21 protein-coding genes and 1 tRNA gene are annotated in these 20,305 nt (G+C 72.8%); 13 read left to right on the top strand and 9 right to left on the bottom strand.

The window, feature by feature from the left end; genetic code table 11:
* Nucleotides 1–441 precede the first annotated feature (441 nt).
* The 3 genes from IEZ20_RS00640 to IEZ20_RS00630 all read left to right on the top strand — a co-directional run bounded on the left by IEZ20_RS00640 (nt 442) and on the right by IEZ20_RS00630 (nt 5,012).
* Nucleotides 442–2,385, top strand: a complete 1,944-nt coding sequence (locus IEZ20_RS00640; protein ID WP_373303884.1) for a transglycosylase domain-containing protein — start codon at nt 442–444, stop codon at nt 2,383–2,385.
* A gap of 43 nt (nt 2,386–2,428) precedes the next feature.
* Entirely contained in the window at nt 2,429–3,721 is a 1,293-nt protein-coding gene (locus IEZ20_RS00635; protein WP_189294065.1) for a polysaccharide deacetylase family protein, read from the top strand.
* Nucleotides 3,722–3,908: 187 nt separating this feature from the next.
* Complete coding sequence (locus IEZ20_RS00630; RefSeq protein WP_229895853.1) at nt 3,909–5,012, top strand: amidase domain-containing protein; 1,104 nt, start codon at nt 3,909–3,911, stop codon at nt 5,010–5,012.
* Here IEZ20_RS00630 and IEZ20_RS00625 read toward each other — a convergent pair.
* The 3 genes from IEZ20_RS00625 to IEZ20_RS00615 all read right to left on the bottom strand — a co-directional run bounded on the left by IEZ20_RS00625 (nt 5,000) and on the right by IEZ20_RS00615 (nt 7,478).
* Nucleotides 5,000–5,611, bottom strand: coding sequence for a DUF4383 domain-containing protein (locus tag IEZ20_RS00625; protein WP_189294063.1), 612 nt, complete (start codon nt 5,609–5,611; stop codon nt 5,000–5,002). The two genes, IEZ20_RS00630 and IEZ20_RS00625, sit on opposite strands and share 13 nt — an antisense overlap.
* 83 nt (nt 5,612–5,694) lie before the next feature.
* On the bottom strand, nt 5,695–7,089 hold the full coding sequence (locus IEZ20_RS00620) for a coiled-coil domain-containing protein (RefSeq protein WP_189294062.1): 1,395 nt from the start codon (nt 7,087–7,089) through the stop codon (nt 5,695–5,697).
* Between the two features lie 158 nt (nt 7,090–7,247).
* Nucleotides 7,248–7,478 carry a DUF2277 domain-containing protein gene (locus tag IEZ20_RS00615; RefSeq protein WP_189294061.1) on the bottom strand — a complete coding sequence of 77 codons (231 nt, stop codon included), beginning with the start codon at nt 7,476–7,478 and terminating at the stop codon, nt 7,248–7,250.
* A 94-nt stretch (nt 7,479–7,572) separates the two neighbouring features.
* Between IEZ20_RS00615 and IEZ20_RS00610 the strand changes: the two genes are divergently transcribed.
* On the top strand, nt 7,573–8,472 hold the full coding sequence (locus tag IEZ20_RS00610; RefSeq protein ID WP_189294060.1) for a ketopantoate reductase family protein: 900 nt from the start codon (nt 7,573–7,575) through the stop codon (nt 8,470–8,472).
* Between the two features lie 85 nt (nt 8,473–8,557).
* A complete protein-coding gene (locus IEZ20_RS00605) occupies nt 8,558–8,899 on the top strand; it encodes a DUF8825 domain-containing protein (RefSeq protein WP_189294059.1) in 342 nt (113 codons plus the stop codon).
* A gap of 77 nt (nt 8,900–8,976) precedes the next feature.
* Here IEZ20_RS00605 and IEZ20_RS00600 read toward each other — a convergent pair.
* Nucleotides 8,977–9,048: transfer RNA gene (locus tag IEZ20_RS00600), tRNA-Val, on the bottom strand.
* Nucleotides 9,049–9,257: 209 nt separating this feature from the next.
* Between IEZ20_RS00600 and IEZ20_RS00595 the strand changes: the two genes are divergently transcribed.
* Nucleotides 9,258–9,707: a DoxX family protein gene (locus IEZ20_RS00595; RefSeq protein ID WP_189294058.1), complete on the top strand. Its 450-nt coding sequence runs from the start codon at nt 9,258–9,260 to the stop codon at nt 9,705–9,707.
* A 191-nt stretch (nt 9,708–9,898) separates the two neighbouring features.
* Nucleotides 9,899–10,513, top strand: a complete 615-nt coding sequence (locus IEZ20_RS00590; RefSeq protein WP_189294057.1) for a DedA family protein — start codon at nt 9,899–9,901, stop codon at nt 10,511–10,513.
* A gap of 17 nt (nt 10,514–10,530) precedes the next feature.
* Here IEZ20_RS00590 and IEZ20_RS00585 read toward each other — a convergent pair whose 3' ends face one another.
* Nucleotides 10,531–11,175 carry an HNH endonuclease family protein gene (locus IEZ20_RS00585; RefSeq protein WP_189294056.1) on the bottom strand — a complete coding sequence of 215 codons (645 nt, stop codon included), beginning with the start codon at nt 11,173–11,175 and terminating at the stop codon, nt 10,531–10,533.
* A 388-nt stretch (nt 11,176–11,563) separates the two neighbouring features.
* Between IEZ20_RS00585 and IEZ20_RS00580 the strand changes: the two genes are divergently transcribed.
* Both IEZ20_RS00580 and IEZ20_RS00575 read left to right on the top strand, forming a co-directional pair.
* The gene (locus IEZ20_RS00580; protein ID WP_189294055.1) at nt 11,564–12,145 is read left to right on the top strand and encodes a TMEM165/GDT1 family protein; all 582 of its coding nucleotides are present in this window, start codon (nt 11,564–11,566) and stop codon (nt 12,143–12,145) included.
* Between the two features lie 178 nt (nt 12,146–12,323).
* Complete coding sequence (locus IEZ20_RS00575; RefSeq protein WP_189294054.1) at nt 12,324–12,992, top strand: HAD family hydrolase; 669 nt, start codon at nt 12,324–12,326, stop codon at nt 12,990–12,992.
* A 27-nt stretch (nt 12,993–13,019) separates the two neighbouring features.
* On the opposite strand, the gene IEZ20_RS00570 is transcribed toward IEZ20_RS00575, so the two are convergent.
* Nucleotides 13,020–13,970 carry a peptidoglycan-binding domain-containing protein gene (locus IEZ20_RS00570; RefSeq protein WP_189294053.1) on the bottom strand — a complete coding sequence of 317 codons (951 nt, stop codon included), beginning with the start codon at nt 13,968–13,970 and terminating at the stop codon, nt 13,020–13,022.
* A 130-nt stretch (nt 13,971–14,100) separates the two neighbouring features.
* Here IEZ20_RS00570 and IEZ20_RS00565 point away from each other — a divergent pair, with 130 nt between their 5' ends.
* Nucleotides 14,101–16,140, top strand: a complete 2,040-nt coding sequence (locus tag IEZ20_RS00565) for an MDR family MFS transporter (RefSeq protein ID WP_189294052.1) — start codon at nt 14,101–14,103, stop codon at nt 16,138–16,140.
* Here IEZ20_RS00565 and IEZ20_RS00560 read toward each other — a convergent pair.
* On the bottom strand, nt 16,133–16,651 hold the full coding sequence (locus tag IEZ20_RS00560) for a GNAT family N-acetyltransferase (protein WP_189294051.1): 519 nt from the start codon (nt 16,649–16,651) through the stop codon (nt 16,133–16,135). The two genes, IEZ20_RS00565 and IEZ20_RS00560, sit on opposite strands and share 8 nt — an antisense overlap.
* Nucleotides 16,652–16,786: 135 nt before the next feature.
* Between IEZ20_RS00560 and IEZ20_RS00555 the strand changes: the two genes are divergently transcribed.
* Both IEZ20_RS00555 and IEZ20_RS39445 read left to right on the top strand, forming a co-directional pair.
* Nucleotides 16,787–17,467 carry a hypothetical protein gene (locus IEZ20_RS00555; protein ID WP_189294050.1) on the top strand — a complete coding sequence of 227 codons (681 nt, stop codon included), beginning with the start codon at nt 16,787–16,789 and terminating at the stop codon, nt 17,465–17,467.
* A gap of 5 nt (nt 17,468–17,472) precedes the next feature.
* The gene (locus tag IEZ20_RS39445) at nt 17,473–18,666 is read left to right on the top strand and encodes a hypothetical protein (protein ID WP_229895826.1); all 1,194 of its coding nucleotides are present in this window, start codon (nt 17,473–17,475) and stop codon (nt 18,664–18,666) included.
* Here the strand turns inward: IEZ20_RS39445 and IEZ20_RS00545 are convergent.
* Complete coding sequence (locus tag IEZ20_RS00545) at nt 18,655–19,095, bottom strand: DnaJ family domain-containing protein (RefSeq protein ID WP_189294049.1); 441 nt, start codon at nt 19,093–19,095, stop codon at nt 18,655–18,657. The two genes, IEZ20_RS39445 and IEZ20_RS00545, sit on opposite strands and share 12 nt — an antisense overlap.
* A gap of 111 nt (nt 19,096–19,206) precedes the next feature.
* Here IEZ20_RS00545 and IEZ20_RS00540 point away from each other — a divergent pair, with 111 nt between their 5' ends.
* Nucleotides 19,207–19,599 (top strand): FHA domain-containing protein, encoded by a 393-nt coding sequence (locus IEZ20_RS00540; RefSeq protein ID WP_189294048.1) that lies wholly within the window; start codon nt 19,207–19,209, stop codon nt 19,597–19,599.
* Between the two features lie 23 nt (nt 19,600–19,622).
* Here IEZ20_RS00540 and IEZ20_RS00535 read toward each other — a convergent pair whose 3' ends face one another.
* Complete coding sequence (locus tag IEZ20_RS00535) at nt 19,623–20,294, bottom strand: O-methyltransferase (protein WP_189294047.1); 672 nt, start codon at nt 20,292–20,294, stop codon at nt 19,623–19,625.
* Nucleotides 20,295–20,305: the final 11 nt, after the last annotated feature.

Genomic DNA, 20,305 nt, shown 5'->3' with positions numbered 1-20,305 from the left:
GTTGCTTTCCGTCCGGCATATGTGCAGGGCATTCGAAAACGTTACTGATAATTTGTGAACGCCGTTGCGAGGATGCTCAGCTCACCCGCGCGAGCAAGACCGAGTGCGGAGGGAGACGCAGGCGTGACCGATGCGTCGCAGGGGGAAGGCGGCCCCATGGGGGATGGCCGTGGCGAGGAGCCGTTGGGCGCCGACGAGACCCTGCATCTGAGAGTCGACGCCCTCAGGGCGGACGAGACCATGCAGTTGCGCGTTCCCCCGCCCCCGGAGCCACCCGCTCCGGGCGGCGGCCGGGCCGAGCGTCGCCGTGGCGCGCGCTCCGCCGGACGGGAGCGCACCGCGACGGCGGGCGGCGCCGTCACAGCCGCGCTCGGCCCGCTCGGCCGCCTGCTCGCGACGCTCGGCCGCCTGCTGGCGCCCCTGGCCCCGTATGCCCGCCGCATGGCCCCGTATGCGCGCAGCCTCAAGCCGGTCTATCCGCGCCCCGGCCGCAGCGGCTGGCGGCGCTGGATACCCTCCTGGCGCCAGTGGCTCGGCGCCACCCTGACCTCGTTCGGTCTGCTCAGCGCGTTCCTCGTCACCGCGTACGCGATGACCGACATACCGGACAACCTCAACTCGTACGCCACACAACAGGACAACGTCTACTTCTGGTCCGACGGCACGCCCATGGCCCGCACGGGCTGGGTGCAGCGGCAGGCGATGCCGTTGAAGGACATCCCCCCGGACGTCCGCTGGGCGGTGCTCGCGGCGGAGAACGAGAGTTTCTACTCGGACCCGGGTATATCCGCCAAAGGCATCACCCGCGCGGTGTTCCGTACCCTGGGACAGGGGGACACCGAGGGTGGATCGACCATTACCCAGCAGTACGTCAAAAACGTCTACCTGACACAGAACCAGACGATAAGCCGCAAATTCACCGAGGCGATGATCGCCCTCAAGCTCGACAACAAGATGAGCAAGGACCAGATCCTGGAGGGCTATCTCAACACCAGCTGGTTCGGCCGCGGCAGCTACGGCATCCAGCGCGCCGCCCAGGCCTACTACGGCAAGGACGTCGGCAAGCTCAACGCCTCCGAGGCGGCCATGCTCGCCTCCCTGCTCAAGGGCGCCGGCCTCTACGACCCCACCCTCAACAAGGCCAACCACGCGCGGGCCGTCGAACGCTGGTCCTGGATCCTGGACCGCATGGTCAAGATCGGCAAGCTGTCGCCGCGGGAACGGGCCACGTACACGAAGTACCCCGAGCCGCTGAAGAGCAACCCGCTGTACAACACCGGTGCGCAGAGCGACTACCTGGTGGAGCTGGCGTCGCAGTACGCCAAGAAGGCCGGCCACCTCACGGACAAGCAGTTCGACCTCGGCGGCTACCAGATCTACACGACCTTCGACCGCAAGCGGGAGAAGGCCCTCACCGACGCCGTCACCAAGGCCCGCAAGAAGGCCCGGCAGGACGACCCGGCGACGGCGAGGAACGGCCACTACGGCGCCGCCTCGGTGACCGCCGACGGCCGGATCCTCGCCGTCTACGGCGGCCCGGACCACCGCAAGCAGGGCTACAACGAGTCCAACGCGACCACCGTCCCGGCCGGCACCGCCTTCACCCCGTTCGTCTACGCCGCCGGACTCGAACACGGCGTGCACACCACCCGCGACGGACCCGCCACCCCGGTCACCCCGGACAGCGTCTACAACGGCGACGACGGCGTCCCCGTCACCACCCCCGAGGGGCCGTACTGGGACCGCAGCGGCAAGAAGGTCACCGCGCACAACGACGGCGGCCGGTCCTACGGGCAGATCACCCTGCGCGAGGCCATGGCGAAGTCGGTGAACACCCCGTTCATGCAGCTCGGCATGGACGCCGGCCTGGACACGGTCCGCCGGACCGCCATCGACTCCGGACTGCTGTCCGCCAGCATGGGACCCCAGGTGCCCGCCCTGTCGCTGGGCAACTCCACGCCCAGCGCGATCCGGATGGCCAGCGGATACGCCACCTTCGCCGCCGGCGGCACCCACACCGAGCCGTACTCGGTGCGCCGGATCACCCGCAACGGCTCCCCGGTCCCGCTCGCCACCCCGCACCCCCGGCGCGCGGTCGGCACCAAGGTGGCCGAGGAGGTCACCGAGGCGCTCACCGACTCCTTCCGCACCGCCCACCCCGAGGCGGCGGCCGGCCGCTCCGGGGTGTCCGGGAAGGCCGGCACCACCGAGAAGGACACCGCCGCCTGGTACGTCGGCACGGCCGACTCCGTGTCCACCGCGATCGTCGTCTACCGGATCGACCTGGCCAGGTCCCTGGAGCCACTGCCGCTCAAGGGCCTCGCCGGAACGTCCGCCAACAGCGTCCCGTATGCCCTCTGGTCGGCAGCGACGGGTCTCGGCTGAGCCGGGTCCCGTGCACCCTCCCCTTCCGCAGAATGAGCCGCGCATGCCTCGCAAGATGTCGTCGTCAGGCCGCCGTCGAGCCCCCCGCAGCCGCAGTGCGCCCCGCGCCACCCGGCCGCAGGTCCTGACGCTGGCCGCCCTCCTCGTCGTCGCCTCGCTGGTCGCCGGGTTCCTGGCGCTGTCCGGCACGGACAGCAGCAGCACCCCCGCCGCCGCGGCCGGCAAGAAGCCCACGGCCGCGCCGAAGGCCTCCCCGACCCCGGAGTGGGACGGCAAGACGAAGATCCTCGGTGACGGCTCGACCTCCTACACGGGCCCGCAGAAGGGGCAGTTGAAGCCGGTACCGCTCAAGCCCGGTGAGAAGCCCCCGCAGTTCGTGGTCTTCTCCTGGGACGGCGCCCTGGAAGGCAGCGACCACCTGTTCTCGCACTACCGGGAGCTGGCCAAGGAGTACAACGCCCACATGACCTTCTTCCTCACGGGCATCTACCTGCTGCCCAAGAGCAAGAAGGCCCAGTACCACGGCCCCATGCACTCCCCGGGCGACGCCGCGATCGACTACGCCACCGACGACCACATCCGCACCACGCTGGAGCAGCTGGGCAAGGCCTACGAGGACGGCAACGAGATCGGCACCCACTTCAACGGCCACTTCTGCGGCGCCAAGGGCGGCGGCGACTGGAGCGTGCAGGAGTGGAAGAGCGAGATCGACCAGTTCTACTCCTTCGTGGAGCACTGGAAGACCAACACCGGCTGGAAGGACGTCCCCGCGCTGCCCTTCGACTTCAAGAAGGAGGTCGCCGGCGGCCGCGCGCCCTGCCTGGAGGGCCAGCCCAACCTGCTGAAGGCCATCAAGAGCTACGGCTGGCGCTACGACGCCAGCTCCCCGGGCGACTTCCAGATATGGCCCGGCAAGAAGAACGGCATCTGGGACTTCCCGCTCCAGCTGCTGCCGTACACGGACGACGTCCAGGCCCTGTCCATGGACTTCAACTTCCTCTACAACCAGTCCGACGGCGAGACCCAGGGCGATTCCGCCAAGTTCCCCGAGTGGGAGCGGATGACCGTCGACTCGTACATGAAGGGCTTCAACCGCGTCTACTACGGCAGCCGGGCCCCGCTGTTCATCGGCAACCACTTCGAGGACTGGAACGGCGGCATCTACATGAAGTCCATCGACCAGGTGGTCAAGAACGTCTGCACCAAGAAGGGCGTCAAGTGCGTGTCCTTCAAGGAGCTGTCCGACTGGCTCGACGCCCAGAAGCCCGAGACCCTGGCCGCCCTGCGCACCCTGGACCCGGCCCAGTCGCCGGACTGGTCGACGGTCGTCAAGTGACAAGTACGGGCAGGGGATTCCACTTGTGCAACCCCCTTCACAACCGCCGCACCCGTCGTGGCAAGATGCCCCTCGCCCGGTAGGTGTACCGGCGTAGAGGGGAACATCATTGAAATCTAGAAGACTGAGCCGTGGCCGGCGCCGTACGGCCATAGTGACCGCCGCGGCCGCCTCGGTGGTCGCGGGCGTGGCTCTGGTGCCCAACTGGAGCGCGGGCGCGGCCGTGACCGACGACCCGACGGTGGACGCGGCCACCAAGGCGACCTTCCAGCGACTGGCCGACGCGGTCTTCACCGACCGCACCCAGGCCCTCGTGGAGGGCGCCGGCAAGCAGCAGACCCGGCACACGTCCGGCTTCTCCGGCTCCGTGCGCCTGTCCGGCGGACAGACCCGCGAGGAGAAGTCCGCGGTCGACGCACTGCGCGACCGCCGCAGCCGCCTCGCCCGTCTGGGCGAGACCTACCGCGCCGGCAGCACCAAGGTCACGCTGGACGCCACCCAGGTCAAGGGCCGCCACGCCAAGGTCGCCGTCACCGAGACCACGACGCTGACCTACGACAAGGTCACCGGCAAGAGCCCGAAGACCACCGGGTTCCAGGCCCACCACGAGCTGACCTTCCGGGCCGACCAGCACGGCACCTGGCAGCTCACCGGCATCCGCGACACCGACGACGGCTACCTCGCCGTCAACCAGGTCGCCAAGCCCTCCGTCGCCAAGGTCAGGACCACCGGCGACGACGACGGCCCGCCCTCCGCGGCCCGCTCCGCCACCACCTGGCCCGCACCCGCCAACGCCAAGAACTTCTCCGCGACGGGCTACGACTACAAGGCCATGGTGGCGTACGCCCAGAAGTACTGGAACAACTACAACCCCGCCTACCCCGACTTCAACGGGCAGGGCGCCGGCGGCGACTGCACCAACTTCGTCAGCCAGGCCCTGAAGGCCGGCGGCTGGAAGCACGTACCCGGCTACACGAACGACTTCCACAAGTGGTTCGGGAACTCCGACATCCAGTCCGACTCCTTCGTCGGCGTCAACGAGTTCTCCTGGTTCGCCCTGTCCTCCAAGCGGGCCACCAGCCTCGCCAACGTCTACCAGCTGGACATCGGCGACGTGCTGCAGATGGACTTCAACCGCGACGGGTCCAAGGACCACTCGATGATCGTCACCTACCGGGACCCCCGGGGCGTGCCGTACGTGAGCTACCACTCCACCAACACCTACAACAGGTCGGTGGCCAGCCTCGTCGCCTCGTACCCGACCGCGGCGTTCTACGCCTACAGGACCTGACCCGGTCCCGGCTGCCGCGGGCCCTGCCGCCCCTGGACCTCCCCCCGCTCCGGCTGCTGCTCCTGGCGCATCCGCCGCTCCTGCGGGGAGGCCTCCGGGTGGCGGGCCCGCCAGTAGGGGTTGTCGTACGGCAGGGCATGGCCGACCCGGCCGTACATCCCGAACGTCATCAGCAACAGGCCCACGATGAAGCTGAAGAAGACGTTCTGGATCCTGAACGCCAGGAAATTGCTGTTCGTGTCCAGCAGGCCGAGGAACAGGAAGCCGTTCAGCAGGAACAGCACCCCGAGGACCATGTTCAGCGTCGACGCGAAGTTCCCGCCGATCACCATGCCGGCCAGCAGGATCGCGCCGATGCAGATCGACAGCACACTCAGCGCGCCGTTGGTGTTCAGCCCGGCGACCGCGTTCCCGCCGGTGTTGAAGAAACCGATCTGGTCCACCAGGCCGAGGATGCCGAAGACGACCAGGAACGCCCCGATCAGACCCGCACCGATGCGGTAGACCATGTTCAGCCGGTGGTCGACGGGCAGGTGGTCGTCCAGCCGCGGACGCCGCCGTTCCTCGGCCTTCCTCGAATGCACTGCGTGTGTGGCCATGTCCGCCTCCCTCGGGCGCTAGCGGAGGCCATCCGTCCCCTTCAATATCCGCTTGCCCCGCACCCCCGGCAACACGTCACGGCTCAGTGCCCGGCACCCCGCTCCTCGCGGATCCGCGCCACCACCCGCGCCACCGCCTGCCGCACCCCCTCCGTCTCGGTCAGGAAGTGCCAGTAGTCCGGATGCCGCCCCTGAAGCGTGCCGACCGCCCGCTCCAGCCGCGCCACCGCCTCGTCCAGCGGCCCGGCATGCCGCGGATCGGGAGTCGTACGCCCCGTCATCGCCAGCCGCTGGGCATCCCGGATCGCGAACCGGGTCCGCTCGATCTCCGCCTGCGGATCCTTCTGCACCGCGTTCAGCCGGCCCAGCCGGTCACCGGCCGCCGACACCGCGTCGTCCGTCGCGTTCAGCAGCGCCCGCACCGTCGACAGCAGCGAGGTGGCGTCCGGCCACCGCTGCTCGTCCCGCGCCGTCTGCGCCTCCCGCAGCTTCAGCTCCGCCTGCCGCACGTTCTCCGCCGCCAGCGCGGGCACCTGCTGCAGATCCTGCCAGCAGGCCGCCGCGAACCGGCGCCGCAGCTCGCTCAGCACCGGCTCCACCTGTCCCGCCCGGGTGGTCAGCGCCTGCGCCCGGGTCCGCAGACTCACCAGCCGGTGATCGATCTCCGCCGCCCGCTCCGGCAGCCGCTCGGCCTCCGCCCGGATCGCCCCGGCCTCCCGCTGCACCCGCTCGGCCCGCTCCAGCGTCGCCTGCACCCCGTGCTGTCCCGCGCCCTGGTTCAGCCTGGTCAGCTCCGGCGCCAGGGCCGCCAGCCGCGCCGCCAGTCCGTCCGCCCCGAGACCGCTCTCCCGTACGGCGTCCAGCGCGTTGCTCGCCGCCAGCAGCGACTGCCGGGCCCGCTCCACGGCCGGCGCCAGCCGCGCCAGCTGCGTCTCCGCCTTGCCGAGCAGCGGCCCGAGCGAATCGCCGAACCGTTCCAGCTCCTGCCGGACCCGCACCAGCTCGTCCTTGGCCGCCGTCAGCTCCGCCCGCGCCCGGGCCGCCACACCGGCCTCCAGGTCGTGCCGGTCCAGATCATGGGCGTCGACGGCCTGGATGTACCGCCGGCTGACCTCGTCGATCCGCTGCCCGAGCGCGGCGAAGTCCGAGACGGCGCGCCGGGCGGCGGGGGAGTCGTCCACCGCCGCGATCGTCTCGATCGAGATCCGCAGGTCCCGCTGCGCGGTGTCGAGTTCGTAGAACGCCGTCGCCGCCGCGTCCTTCGCGGCCTGCGCATCGGCCCGCTGGCTCTCCGCCCGCCCGCCGAACCACCGCCGGGTCCCCCCGCCGGCGAACGCGGCCGGCACCGCGAGCACGGCCACCACGGGCAGGCCCAGCAGCATCACGACGTCCCACAGCGGCGAGGCCGCACGCCGGGCCCGTACGGCGGACGACGGCGGGTACGGCTCTCTCACTGGCGTGCCCGGTGTCGCCGTCACATCCCTCTCCCGTGCCGTGCTTCGCGCTGGGTGGTGCCATTGTCCCACCTGGGTAGGACGACGACGGGGGACGGTCAGTTCACCGGGGGGCTCCTCCGGTCCGGCAGTCCGTGGGCGCGGCGAAGCCGCACGGCGCTCCGGCCCGGCCCCGCGGGGCGCTACCCGGCCCGTCTCCCCGACCGGCCCCGCACCTCCAGCCCGCCGAGCAGTTCCGCCGTCGCCTCCGCCACCGCGGCCACCGCCCGGTCGAAGGCCTCGCGGTTGTGGGCGGCGGGCGCGCGGAAGCCCGAGATCTTGCGGACGTACTGCAGCGCGGCCGCGTGGATGTCCTCGTCCGTGGCCTCACCGGGCAGCACGGGCGGACGCAGGGTCTTGATACTCCGGCACATGAGCCAAGTCTGGCGCGGGAACGCCGCCCGCTGCCATGATCGTCGCGAAGGCGGCCACCGACTTCCCGGGGCCGACCGTCGAAAGGACAACTCCATGACGCATCCGCTCACCGTGGCCGTCCTCGGCCCCGGCGGCACCGGCGGCCTGCTCGCCGCCCTGCTGTCCCGCTCCGGCCACCGTGTGATCTGCCTGGCCGGGGAGGCCACGGCCGACACCCTGCGCCGGACCGGCATCACGGTCCGCAGCCGGCAGTTCGGGGACTTCACGGCCGCCGTCGACGCGGGCACCGAGCTGCGCGAGCCGGTGGACGCCTGCCTGGTCACCGTGAAACACACCGCGCTCGACGCGGCCCTCACCCGGGTGCCGCCCGCCGCCCTCGGCGACGCCCTGCTCGTGCCGTTGCTGAACGGCGTCGAACACCCCGCCGCCCTCCGCGCCCGCTACCGTCCCGAGCTGGTGGCCCCGGCCGTGATCCGGGTGGAGTCGACGCGCGTCTCCCCGGGGGTGATCGAACACGGCAGCCCGTTCACGGAGGTCGACCTCGCCGGGGACGCCGTACCCCGCGCCCGCCTCGACGAGCTGGCCGGTCACCTCTCGGCCTCGGGGGCGACCGCCCGGGTGGCCGGGGACGAGACGGCGGCCCTGTGGGCGAAGATGGCGTTCCTCGCCCCGTTCGCCCTGCTCACCACCCGCTACGGCGTGCCGCTCGGCACGGCCCGCACCCGGCACCGGGAGGAGCTGGAGGCCCTGGTCGCCGAGACGGCCGCGGTCAGCCGCGCCTCGGGCGCCCCCGCCGACCCGGCCCAGGCCCTGGCCCGGTACGACGCGTTCCCGTCCGCGACCAGGTCGTCCATGCAGCGGGACGCCGAGGCGGGCCGACCGCTCGAACTCGACGCCATCGGCGGGGCGCTGCTGCGCGCGGCCGAGCGGCATGCCGTTCCGGTGCCGGTGACGGAACGGCTGGTGCGGGAGTTGCGGGCCGCCGGCCACTGAGAGCCGGTCACCCGTTCGGCTGAACCAGGTCTCCTGTCCTCGTTCGACCTCGCACCGGGAAATCGAACAGGCGTAGCATTGCGGCGTGGCTACGACCTATGAATTCCCCAGTGACCTCCTCGCCGGCCAGGAGGAGCTGCATCAGGTCCGGGCCGAGCTGTCGGCCCTGCTCAAGCGGCTGCCCTGGTCGGTCGAGCCGATGGACGGCTTCAGTGACGACGCCGGCTGGCGCAAGGTGGAGCGGCCCGCGTCCCCGGGCTGGACGGAGGACGAGCAGGCCGAGGTGGAGAAGCTGCGGCGGCGCGAGCACGAACTCGCGGTCTTCGTCAGCACCCACCGCTTCTGGGCCGAGGTCGCGGCGGCGGACCGGATGGAGGCCCGCTCCCGGCTGAAGCACGCCCACGAGCAGGCGGCGCAGGAGGAGTAGGAACGGAAACGGGAACGGCCCCTCGGAGGATTCTCCGAGGGGCCGCCGTCGTGCGGTGACCTCTTGTCAGGGGCCGGTGGGCGCGGACGGTTTCGAACCGCCGACATCCTGCTTGTAAGGCAGGCGCTCTACCCCTGAGCTACGCACCCGGAACAAGTCGACAGCCTACATCGCCCGGGGGGCTGTGCGGCAAACCCTGTCCAGGGCGGGGAGGGCCGCCCCCGGGGAGTAGATGTTGAACTTGCAAGCATTGATTAGGTTCGCCTAACCTGGCCTCCCGTTCGGTACCGCCGCCCCCACGACCGGTCTGCTCAGTCCCCGGCCGGTCCGACCGACACCGAAGAGGAGAAATCCCCTCATGTCCGCACGTCTCAACTCCGCTCAGCCCTATGCCATCGGGCTCTTCCGCGCCGTCCTCGGCCTGCTCTTCGCGGTGCACGGCGCCGCCTCCCTGTTCGGCGTCCTCGGTGGCGCCGCCGGCACCAACGGCGGCACGATCGCGGCCGGCACCTGGCCCGGCTGGTACGCGGCCGTGATCCAGCTGGTCGCCGGCGGCCTGGTGCTGCTCGGCCTGGGCACCCGCGGCGCCGCGCTGGTCGCCTCCGGCTCGATGGCGTACGCCTACTTCGACGTCCACCAGCAGGCCGCCCTGTGGCCCATACAGAACGGCGGTGAGCTGTCGGTCCTGTTCTGCTGGGGCTTCTTCCTGCTGGTCTTCACCGGCTCCGGCGCGTTCGGCCTGGACCGGCTCTTCGGGCGGCGCGCCGCGGCGGAGCCTTCGGCGGAGCGGCAGCCACTGGCGGCCTGACCGGCCCCGGCCCCGGGAAGCCCGCCTGACCGGAGTCCGGGGACCCGCCCGCCCGGCCCGGGAACCCCTCCCGTCCGCAGAACCCGCCCAACCCCGCCCAACCGAGCCAACCCGCCGAACCCCGGCGAACCTCCTGTCACACCCCCGGCGTACGCTGTATGGCTGTCAACGGGGGAGTGACAGGAGTCGTCGTGTTGGAGAGCGTGGGGTCGCTGGCGGCCGGACCGTGGATCTATGCCGTCGTGGCCCTGTCGGTGCTGCTCGACGTGTTCCTGCCGGTCCTGCCGAGCGGGGTGCTCGTCATCACCGCCGGCACCGCGGCCGCGGCCGGCACCGGTGCGGCGGCGGGCGGGGTGCCGCACGACGTGCCGGACATACTGGCCCTGATCCTGTCCGCCGCGACCGCCTCCGTCCTCGGTGACCTGGTGGCCTACCGCCTGGCCTGGCGGGGCGGTGAGCGGCTGGACCGGGCGATAGCCCGCTCCCGGCGGCTGACCGCCGCGCAGGAACGTCTCGGCGAGGCCCTCGCCCGGGGCGGCGGCGCGCTGGTCGTCCTCGCCCGCTTCGCCCCGGCCGGCCGCTCGGTCGTCTCCTTCTGCGCGGGCGCGGCCCACCGCCGCGCCCGCGACTTCCTGCCCTGGTCCGCGCTGGCCGGCCTGTCCTGGGCCGCCTACAGCGTGGCCCTCGGCTACTACGGCGCCCAGTGGCTGGGCGCGACCTGGCTGGCGACCGGGGTCTCGGTGGCCGCGCTGTTCGGCGCGGGCGCGGCGGCGGGCTTCCTGGTGCGCCGCCGTCCGGCTTCCTGACCGGCCGCCCGGAGGGCTCAGCAGCCGGCCAGGTAGTTCGTCAGCGCGCTCTTCTCCGCCGAGTCGACCGACAGGTTGTAGTAGTACTTCACCTGCACCCATGCCCGCACGTACGTGCAGACGTACGCCGACCGCGACGGCACCCACGTCGCCGGGTCCTGGTCGCCCTTGGCCTGGTTGACGTTGTCGGTCACGGCGATCAGCTGCGGCCGGGTCAGGTCGTTGGCGAAGGCCTGCCGCTGTGCGGTGGTCCACTTGCTCGCGCCGGAGTCCCAGGCCTCGGCCAGCGGGACGAGGTGGTCGATATCGAGGTCGGCCGCGGCGGTCCAGGTGGCGCCGTCGTACGGGGAGTACCAGCTGCCGCTGGTGGCGGCGCAGGAGGAGTCGGTGACGACGTTCGTGCCGTCCCGCTTGAGGACCGTCTCGCGGGTGTTGCAGGCGCCGCTGATGGTGATCCAGTGCGGGAAGAGGTCGCGGCTGTAGCCGGTGCGGTTCTCGGTGGCCACGGTGAGCTGGGAGAGGTAGGTGCGGGCGGTGGCGGCGCTGACCGGGGTGGGGAGGGCGGCCGAGGCGTCGGGGGAGTTGAACAGGGCGACGGAGGCGATCAGGCCGGTGAGCGCCGCGAGGATGCTCGTCCGTCGACGCGCGTAGAACCTGGGCATGCGTGAACTCCCTTGTGGGGTCGGGGTGTTGGTGCGCGAGCGAGGGAATGCTCGCGGTGCGGTGTTGCCGGGGGGTGAGCGCTCGGTAAGAAGCTAGTGACGCGTACATGTCATGACAAGGTTTACGGCAGAACCTTCACATCCCGTACGATGGGGAGCGCAGAAGGGGAGTAGCTCTTCGCCGGACCGTCGACATACTGCTCAGCGAGCCTGAGCCGGCGCCCGGAGGCGGACCGCCGAGTTCCATCCCGGTCCGCCAGCGAGACCTTCGGCAAGCAGTGCACGCCCGTGCCCTCCCGGCGCGGGCGCCGAGTGTGCTGCCGTGCCGAGGTGTCATCGCGTGACGTACCGCACTCTCGGCGGGGCAGCCCCGACCGATTGAGGAACCTTGATCAGCATCACCGTGACGGCGCTCGTCTTCGGCGTCGTCTTCCTCGCCGAGCTGCCGGACAAGACCGCGCTCGCCGGCCTCGTCCTCGGCACCCGCTACCGCGCCTCGTACGTCTTCACGGGCGTCGCCGCCGCCTTCCTGCTGCACGTCGTGCTCGCCGTGGCGGCCGGCAGCGTCCTCACCCTGCTCCCGCAGCAGATCGTGCACGCCCTCACCGGCGTCCTCTTCCTCGGCGGGGCCGCGATGCTGCTGCTGAAGAAGGACGACGGCGAGGAGGAGATCGAGAAGCCGGCCGACCAGTCCTTCTGGAAGGTCGCGGGGACCGGCTTCATGCTCATCCTCGTCGCCGAGTTCGGCGATCTCACCCAGATCATGACCGCCAACCTGGCCGCCCGCTACGACGACCCGATCTCCGTCGGCCTGGGCGCGGTGCTCGGTCTGTGGGCCGTCGCCGGACTCGGCATCGTCGGCGGAAAGGCCCTGATGAAGCGCGTACCGCTGCGGCTGATCACGCAGATCGCGGCGCTGCTGATGCTGGGCCTCGGCGTGTGGAGCCTGTGGGAGGCCGTGAGCGGCTGAGCGAACGGCGGATGAACACCGGCCGGGGTGGTGGCGGGATCACGCCCCGGTTTTGTACCGTGGAGGAACAAAGTGGCTCCCGCCCGTTTTCCCTGACCGGCGGGCGGGGCCGCCTTGTCCTTCCCGGTGTCCCCGGTCTCCCACCCGACCCGGGGCCTCTTCGTTCCTGGAGCTGCCGATGCCGGCCACCGCCACGCCCGCCGTCCTCACCGCCCGCGCCCTCCTGCTCGACATGGACGGCACCCTCGTGAACTCCGACGCCGTGGTCGAGCGCATCTGGCGGCGCTGGGCCGAGCGGCACGGGCTGGACGGCGACGAGGTGATGAAGGTCGTGCACGGCCGGCAGGGCCACGCCTCCATGGCCGTCCTGCTGCCCGGCCGGCCCGTCGAGCAGAACCTCGCCGACAACGCCCGCATGCTCGCCGAGGAGACCGCCGACACCGACGGCGTCGTGGAGATCCCCGGTGCGCGCGCGTTCCTCGCCGCGCTGGCCGGGCTCCCGCACGCGCTGGTGACCTCCGCCGACGTCGCCCTGTCCACCGCCCGCATGAACGCCGCCGGGCTGCCCCTGCCGGCCGTCCGCGTCACCGCGGAGTCGGTCGGCGCGAGCAAGCCGGATCCCGAGGGGTTCCTCAAGGGCGCCGCCGAACTGGGCGTCGACCCGGCCCACTGCGTGGTCTTCGAGGACTCCGGCGCGGGAATCGCGGCGGGGCGCTCCGCGGGGATGACCGTGGTGGGCGTCGGCCCGCGTGCCGTCCTCCACGATCCGGACGTGGCGGTGCGCGACCTCACCCAGGTCCGGGTCGAGGCATCGGCCGACGGCACGATCCGGTTGCACATCGGCTGACGGGACGATCCGGCTGCGCCCCGCAGGTCAGGGCTCCGTCGTTTCCGCCTCCAGGGCTCTCCGCGTCGCCGGGCCGTATGTGCCGAGGGTGTCGCCCGTGATGCCCCGCGCCAGCTGGTAGGTGCGGACCGCGTCCTCGACCGGACGCGTGAAGACGCCGTCGGTCCGGTCGCCGTAGAGGTTCAGCCGGCGCAGCCGCTGCTGGAGTTCGGTGACCTCCGGGCCGGTGTCGCCGCGTCGCAGTACCGGGGCCGCGGCGGGGGTGGTGCCCGGTGTGCCGGTGGCCGTCGCGGAGGGGCTCGGGGAGGCGCTGGGGGAAGGGCTGCCGGAGGAAGCGGCGGTCGGACTCGGGGACGGTGACGACGAGGGGGAGGGCGAGGCCGGGGCGGCCGGTACCGAGGGGGCCGGCGGGCGGGGGGTGACCGGGGGCGCCGGCGCCTTCGGCGGGGCGGGGGCCCGTGTCGTCGCCTCCGGGATGCCCTGCCTGACCTCCTGGGCCGCGCGGTCCCGGGCCGGTGCCTCGTACGAGAACAGGGCGGAACCGGCCACCGCCGCGACGGCCAGCGCCGTGCCCCCCACGGCCAGCAGCCCGGTACGGCGTGAGCGGCGCCGGGGCAAAGCGGCCTCGGGCGGCTCGGGGACGGCCGTGAGCGCAGTGGTCCGGGCCACCGGGGCGGGCGGTGCCGGCGGTGCGGGGGTCCGCGAGGACGGGAGAGCCCGGGGCGCCCCGGACTCATGCGTCCCCGGCTCGGGCGCCCCCCGTTCGGACGCCCCGGCCTCAGGCGCCCCGCCCGTGCCGGACACCTCCACATACGGACGTATCCGCAGCGGATCGAAGTCCTCCGCCGCTGCCGCCTCGGCCGTACGCGCCTCCCGCAGGGCCGCCGAGGCCCGCTCGGTGCAGTCGCAGGACGGGGTGTTGTCCGGCCCCCTCGGCGCACCGCACTCCGGGCACGTGGTGCCCCGCTCCTCCGTCACGCCTGTTCCCCCTCCCCTTGGGAACTTCACAGATTATGCGGATCCCCCGCACATCCGCAGGACTCAACAGGCCATAAATGGTGACACCCACCACGATGGAAGAGGTGCACCCGAGCCCCGGGAGGTCTCCATGGCCCTGGACACGCGCGACACGGCGAAGGACGCGAGCAGCGGCGAACACGTCCCGGGCAGTGTGCTGGTGCCGATCGGCGCGCTGCTGCTCGGACTTCTGCTCGCCGCCCTCGACCAGACCATCGTCGCGACCGCGCTGCCGACGATCGTCAGCGAACTCGGCGGTCTGGAGCACCTCTCCTGGGTCGTCACCGCCTATCTGCTGGCCTCGACCGCCGCGACACCGCTGTGGGGCAAACTCGGCGACCAGTACGGCCGCAAGCGGCTGTTCCAGACCGCCATCGTGATCTTCCTGATCGGCTCGGCGCTGTGCGGGGCCGCCCAGGACATGCCCCAGCTCATCGCCTTCCGGGCCCTGCAGGGGCTGGGCGGCGGCGGGCTGATGGTGCTGTCCATGGCGATCGTCGGCGATCTCGTGCCGCCCCGCGAACGCGGGCGCTACCAGGGCCTGTTCGGGGCCGTGTTCGGCGCGACCAGCGTGCTCGGACCGCTGCTCGGCGGACTGCTCACCGAGCACCTGAGCTGGCGCTGGGTCTTCTACGTCAACCTGCCCGTCGGCGTCGTCGCGCTCGCCGTGATCGCCGCCGCGCTGCGCATCCCGCGCCGCACCGCCCCGCACGTCATCGACTACCTCGGCACGTTCCTGATCGCCGCCGTCGCCACCTGCCTGGTGCTGGTCGCCTCGCTCGGCGGCACCACCTGGGCCTGGGACTCCGCGCAGATCATCGGTCTGGCCGTGCTCGGTGTCCTGCTCGCCGTGGCGTTCGTCGCCGTCGAGCGCCGGGCCGCCGAACCGGTCCTGCCGCTCAAGCTGTTCGGCATCCGCACCTTCAGCCTGGCCGCCGTCATCAGCTTCGTCGTCGGCTTCGCCATGTTCGGCGCGATGACCTACCTGCCCACCTTCCTCCAGGTCGTGCACGGCATCTCCCCGACCCTGTCCGGCGTCCACATGCTGCCCATGGTGGCCGGTCTGCTGCTGTCCTCCACGGTCTCCGGGCAGATCGTCAGCCGCACCGGCCGCTGGAAGGTCTTCCCCGTCGCCGGGACCGCCGTCACCACCCTCGGCCTGCTGCTCCTGCACCGCCTCGACGAGCACACCCCGACCGCCGTGACGAGCCTGTACTTCTTCGTGTTCGGCCTCGGCCTCGGCCTGGTCATGCAGGTCCTGGTGCTCATCGTGCAGAACGCGGTCTCCTACGAGGACCTCGGCGTCGCCACCTCCGGCGCCACCTTCTTCCGCTCCATCGGCGCCTCGTTCGGCGTGGCCGTCTTCGGCTCCGTCTTCGCGAGCCGCCTCGGCGACGAACTCGCCGCCGCCTTCCGCGGCGTACGCCTGCCGCCCGGCGCCTCCACCGACGCGCTGCGGGCCGACCCCCGGGGCATCGCCGCCCTGCCGCCCGCCCTGCGTCCGGCGGCCCTGCACGCCTACGCGTCCGCCATCACCGACGTCTTCCTGTACGCCGCGCCCGTCGCCCTCCTCGGCTTCCTGCTGGCCTGGTTCCTGAAGGAGGACCGGCTGCGCGGCTCGGTCACCGCGCCGGACGTCTCCGAGACCATCCCGCCCAACCCCGTCGAGCGTTCCTCCTACGACGAGGTGTGCCGGGCCCTGTCCGTCCTCGGCACCCGCGAGGGCCGCCGCGAGATCTACCGGACGATCACCGAACGGGCCGGGTACGACCTGCTGCCCGCCGCCAGCTGGATGCTGCTGCGGATGCGCCGCTACGGCTCGGTCGAGCCGGCCCTGCTGGCCGAGCGCAGCCCGGTCCCGCTCCAGGCGGTCATGGCCGCCGCCCGCCAGGTCGAGGAACGGCGGCTCGCCGAACGCCGGGGCCCGGACCTCGTCCTGACCGACGCGGGCCGCGAGGCCGCCGAACGGCTCGCCAAGGCCCGCGAGGAGTCCCTGGCCGAACTGCTCGGCGACTGGTGGCGGCCCGGCCGTTCCCCCGACCTGACCCACCTGGTCCGCGACCTCACCGGCGAACTCTGCGGCGCCGAACGCGAACGCCCGCACAACGGCACGGTCACCCAGGTCAGTTGACGGCCCTTGCCGGCAGCAGCTCCTTGCGGAACCAGTGTTCGGCGTACGGGTCGCTGTTGTGCGGGCCGGTCTCCGTGTAGCCGAGGCGGGTGTACAGGGCGCGGGCCTCGACCAGGTCGCTGCGGGTGTCGAGGACGACCCGCCGGGCGCCCAGTGCTCGCGCGGCGTCCTCGGCGGCGGCCACGAGCAGCGCGGCCCCGCCCCGGCCGCGCATCTCCGGCAGCACGAACACCCGGGTCAGCTCCGCGGTGTCCGCCTCCAGCAGCCGTACGCCGGCCGAACCGGCCGGTGTGCCGTCGTACCGGCCGATCAGCAGCCGCCCGCCCGGCGGGGCGAGGTCGGCGCCCGAGTGCGCGGCGATCTCCCGCTCCAGCTCCTCCGGGTCGGTGGGGTGCCCCTCGTGCAGGAGGTACCAGCGGTCGCTGACCTCCGTGTAGTACGCCCGCCACAGGGCGGCGGCGGCCGGGGAGTCGTACGGTGCCGGAGCGATCGTCCACGTCATGCCGGCCATTGTCGGGAGCCACCCGGTACCGCCCGCAACCCGTTTCGGCGGGCCCGCCACGGGCCGGGCGCCGTTTGTGGGCGGACTTCCGGGTCACCCGGACGGTGAACCGGCCAGCGGGGCCGGTCGGACCGGAGGGCAACCATGTCGACAGGCCTGATCATTCTGTTGATCGTGATCGCGGCGGTCGTGGTCCTCGGCGCAGCTGCCGCCCTGGTCGTGCGCGGGCGCGACAGGCGGGGCGGGCCCAGCCTGAAGCGGCGCTTCGGACCCGAGTACGAACGGGCCGTGGCCCTGCACGACGGGGACACCAAGGCCGCCGAACGGGAACTCGCCGAACGCCTCGAACGCCACGGCGACCTGCGGGAGCGGCCGCTGGACGGCACCGAGCGGCAGCGCTACGCGGACCGCTGGACGGCCGTGCAGGAACACTTCGTCGACTCGCCCCGGGAGGCGGTGGCCGAGGCCGACCGGCTGCTCGGTGAACTCGCCGCCGTGCGGGGCTACCCGGACGGCGGGCGGTACGAGGAGCAGCTCGCCGCGCTGTCCGTGCACCACGCCGACCACGTCGACGGCTACCGGCGCGTGCACCGGGTGGCCCGCGCGGGCGCCGAGGGCACGAGCGAGAACGGTGCGGGGACCGAGGAGCTGCGGTCGGTGCTGCTCGACGCCCGCGCCCTCTTCGACGACCTGACCAGCACCGACTCCGGCCGGCACCGGGCACCCGCCGGCACGGACCGTACGGCACCGCCCGCCGCGAGCCGCTCCCACGCCCGCTCCCACACGCCGTGGGCCCTGCACCGCAGCCGGCCGAAGGAGAGCTGAGCACCATGACGGACAGGACCAGCGGCCCCGGCGGCGACCGCCGGCGCCCGGAACGCCTCTCCCGCGGGGACGAGTGGACGCCGGAGCAGGAGTCGGGGGAGAGAGAGGAACGGGCCCCGGGCGACGCGGCCCCGGGCCGCCGGGTGCCGAGGACGCCCCGGCCGGAGGAACGCCTGCCGGGTGAACCGGGGGCACGCGAGGGCGGAGGCGGCCGGGAGCCGGGCGCGGGCCCCGGCGAAGGCGGCCGGCTGTCGGGCGGGGGAGCGGGCGGCCGCTTCCGGGACGCGGACGTGGGCGGCCCGACCCCGGGCGAGCGGGGGAGCGGACGGCTCCCGGGCTCGGCCGGTCCCGGCCGGGAAGGGCTGACCGGGGACGACCGCACCCCGCAGGACACGCCGCACCCGCCTCCGGGCCCGGCGGGCGTGACCGAGTCCGCGCTGTCCGAGTCAGGGGTGTCCGAGTCCGGGACGTCCGAGTCCGGGATCTCCGGGAACACCGGGCCGGCCCCGGGCCCCGCGGGCAGCCCCGCCTCCGGCACGTCCGAGGACACCGCCTCCCGCCGGGGCCCGGCCGCAAGCCCCGCCCCCGGAAGGCCCCACGGCTCCGAGGGCCTGCGGCCCGGCACGGAGGATCTGGGAGCCGGGACGCCCGGCACGGAAGGGCGCGGGGCTCGGACGTACGGCGGGCGGGACAGTCGCACCGCGGGCGGTGACGCGGGTGGCCCCGAGTGGGCCGGGGAGGAGGAGGGCATGATGCCGGACGACGGGCTCGGCGCACCGGCCGTCGCCGGGGCCAGCTGGCGGGAAGCCCGTACGACCGAGGGGCGTGACGCGGACGCCTGGCCGGCGCCGCCGGGCGGCCCGGCCGCATCCGGCGCCGGCGGGCAGACCACCACCGCCCCCTCCGGCGCCGGCGCCCCGCTGCTGGCGCACGAGGAGACGGACCGGTGGGAGCAGCGGCTGCGGGAGGTGACCGCGGGCTTCGTGGACCAGCCCAGGGAGGCCGTCGAGGAGGCCGACCGGACCCTGGAGGAGATCGCCAGGCGGTTCACCGAGGCCGTCACGCGCCGCCGCCGCACACTGCGGATGTCCTGGGAGGGCGGTGAGGCGCGCGGTACCGCGGCCGGCACCGACACCGAACAGCTGCGGCTCGCCCTGCGGGACTACCGGGAGCTGGCCGGGCGTCTGCTACACGGCTGACCCCGCCGCGCCCCCGTCACCCCTGGCGGCAGCCCTGCGCTGCCGCCATTCCCGTACGACCTGCTCCACGTCGTACGGCTTCCTGCCCAGCGGCGGACCGGGCGGCGGCTTGAACATCATGTCCTTGATCCGGACGTTGACGTCCTCGATGATCTTCCGGGCGATCCGTTCCGAGGGCGCCGCGTACGCCGCCTCCAGCGCGTCCTCCGCCTCCTTGCGCAGCGCCAGCGCGGGCGGCAGCACGGCCAGCCCCTCGCGCGCCAACTTCCGCTTGACCCACCACAGTTCGTCGTACGTCGACTCCACGTCCGCCGGCAGCGGCGCGCCCGCCCCCGGCAGCCGGTCGAACTCCCCGCGCCCCTGCGCGTCACGGATCTGCTTGTCCACCCAGGACTCGAACGGCACACCCGGTGGCTTTCGCTCGGTCATGGACCCATTGTGCCGGACGCGGCCCCGCCGGGCGTTTTATCATGCGGCGTCGGTACGGCACCGCGCCCGCCGCAACCCACCCGCCACCAGGACGTTTCAGGGGGAACGCTCGTGCTCGAACTCACCATGGCCACCGTCTCCGGGGCCGACACGGGCGCCACCGCCGGCATGACGATGGCCGAGGCGCCCAGTGAGCCCGGCACCGTCCTGCGGGTCGGCCGCGACGGGGGGCTGTGCCGGCTGGCCACCCCCGACGACTGGCTGTTCGTCTCCCGCGTCCACCTGGAGTTCGTGTGCGGCCCGGACGGCACCTGGCAGCTGACCTGGCTGCGCGGTTCCCAGCCCGACCCGGCGTCCGAGGTCCGGCTCGTCGTCGGACCGCACGTGCAGCCCGTCGGCTACGGCGCCACCGTCGCGTTGCCGCGCGGCGGGTCCGGTGAGATCGTCGTCCAGGACCGCACCGCGCCGCGCAGCGTCAACGTCGGCTTCTACCACGAACTCTGAGCCGGTCCCCGCCGGGCGTGGGCTCAGCCGAGCACCCGGGCCAGCGCGAACCCGTCGTAGCCCTTGCTGCCGACCGTCTGGAGCGCCGTACCGGTCAACCGCGGGTGGTTCGCGATCAGTTCCAGCGCCGCACGGGTGCCGACCACGTCCGGCTCGGTGTTGCCCGCGTCGGCCACCCGGCCGCCGCGCACCACGTTGTCCAGGACGATCACGCTGCCCGCCCGGGTGAGCCGCAGCGCCCACTCCACGTAGTGCGGGTTGTTGACCTTGTCCGCGTCGATGAAGACCAGGTCGAAGGGGGCCGGGTTCTCGTCGGCGAGCTTGGGCAGCGACTCCAGGGCCGGTCCCACCCGCACCTCCGCGATCCGGTCCAGGCCCGCGCGGGCGATGTTCCGCACGGCCACCTCGGCGTGCTTGGCGCTGTACTCCAGCGAGATCAGCCTGCCGTCCTCCGGCAGGGCACGGGCCAGCCAGATCGTGCTGTATCCGCCGAGCGTGCCGATCTCCAGGATGTTCCGGGCGCCCTGCAACTGGGCGAGGAGCTGGAGGAACTTGCCCTGTGCCGCGGTGACGGCGATGGCGGGCAGCCCGGCGGCGTCACTGTCCCGCAGGGCCGCGCGCAGCGCCTCGTCGTCCGGTGAAAGGGTGCTGATGAAGTAGTCGTCGACGTCGTCCCAGTGCTGCTGCCCGCTCATAGCGTCCGCTG

The organism is Streptomyces cinerochromogenes (genome assembly GCF_014648635.1).
GTDB classification, from domain to species: Bacteria; Actinomycetota; Actinomycetes; order Streptomycetales; family Streptomycetaceae; genus Streptomyces; species Streptomyces cinerochromogenes.
Note: the sequence above shows the minus strand (reverse complement) of the source record. Positions and strands in the feature narration are given on the sequence as shown.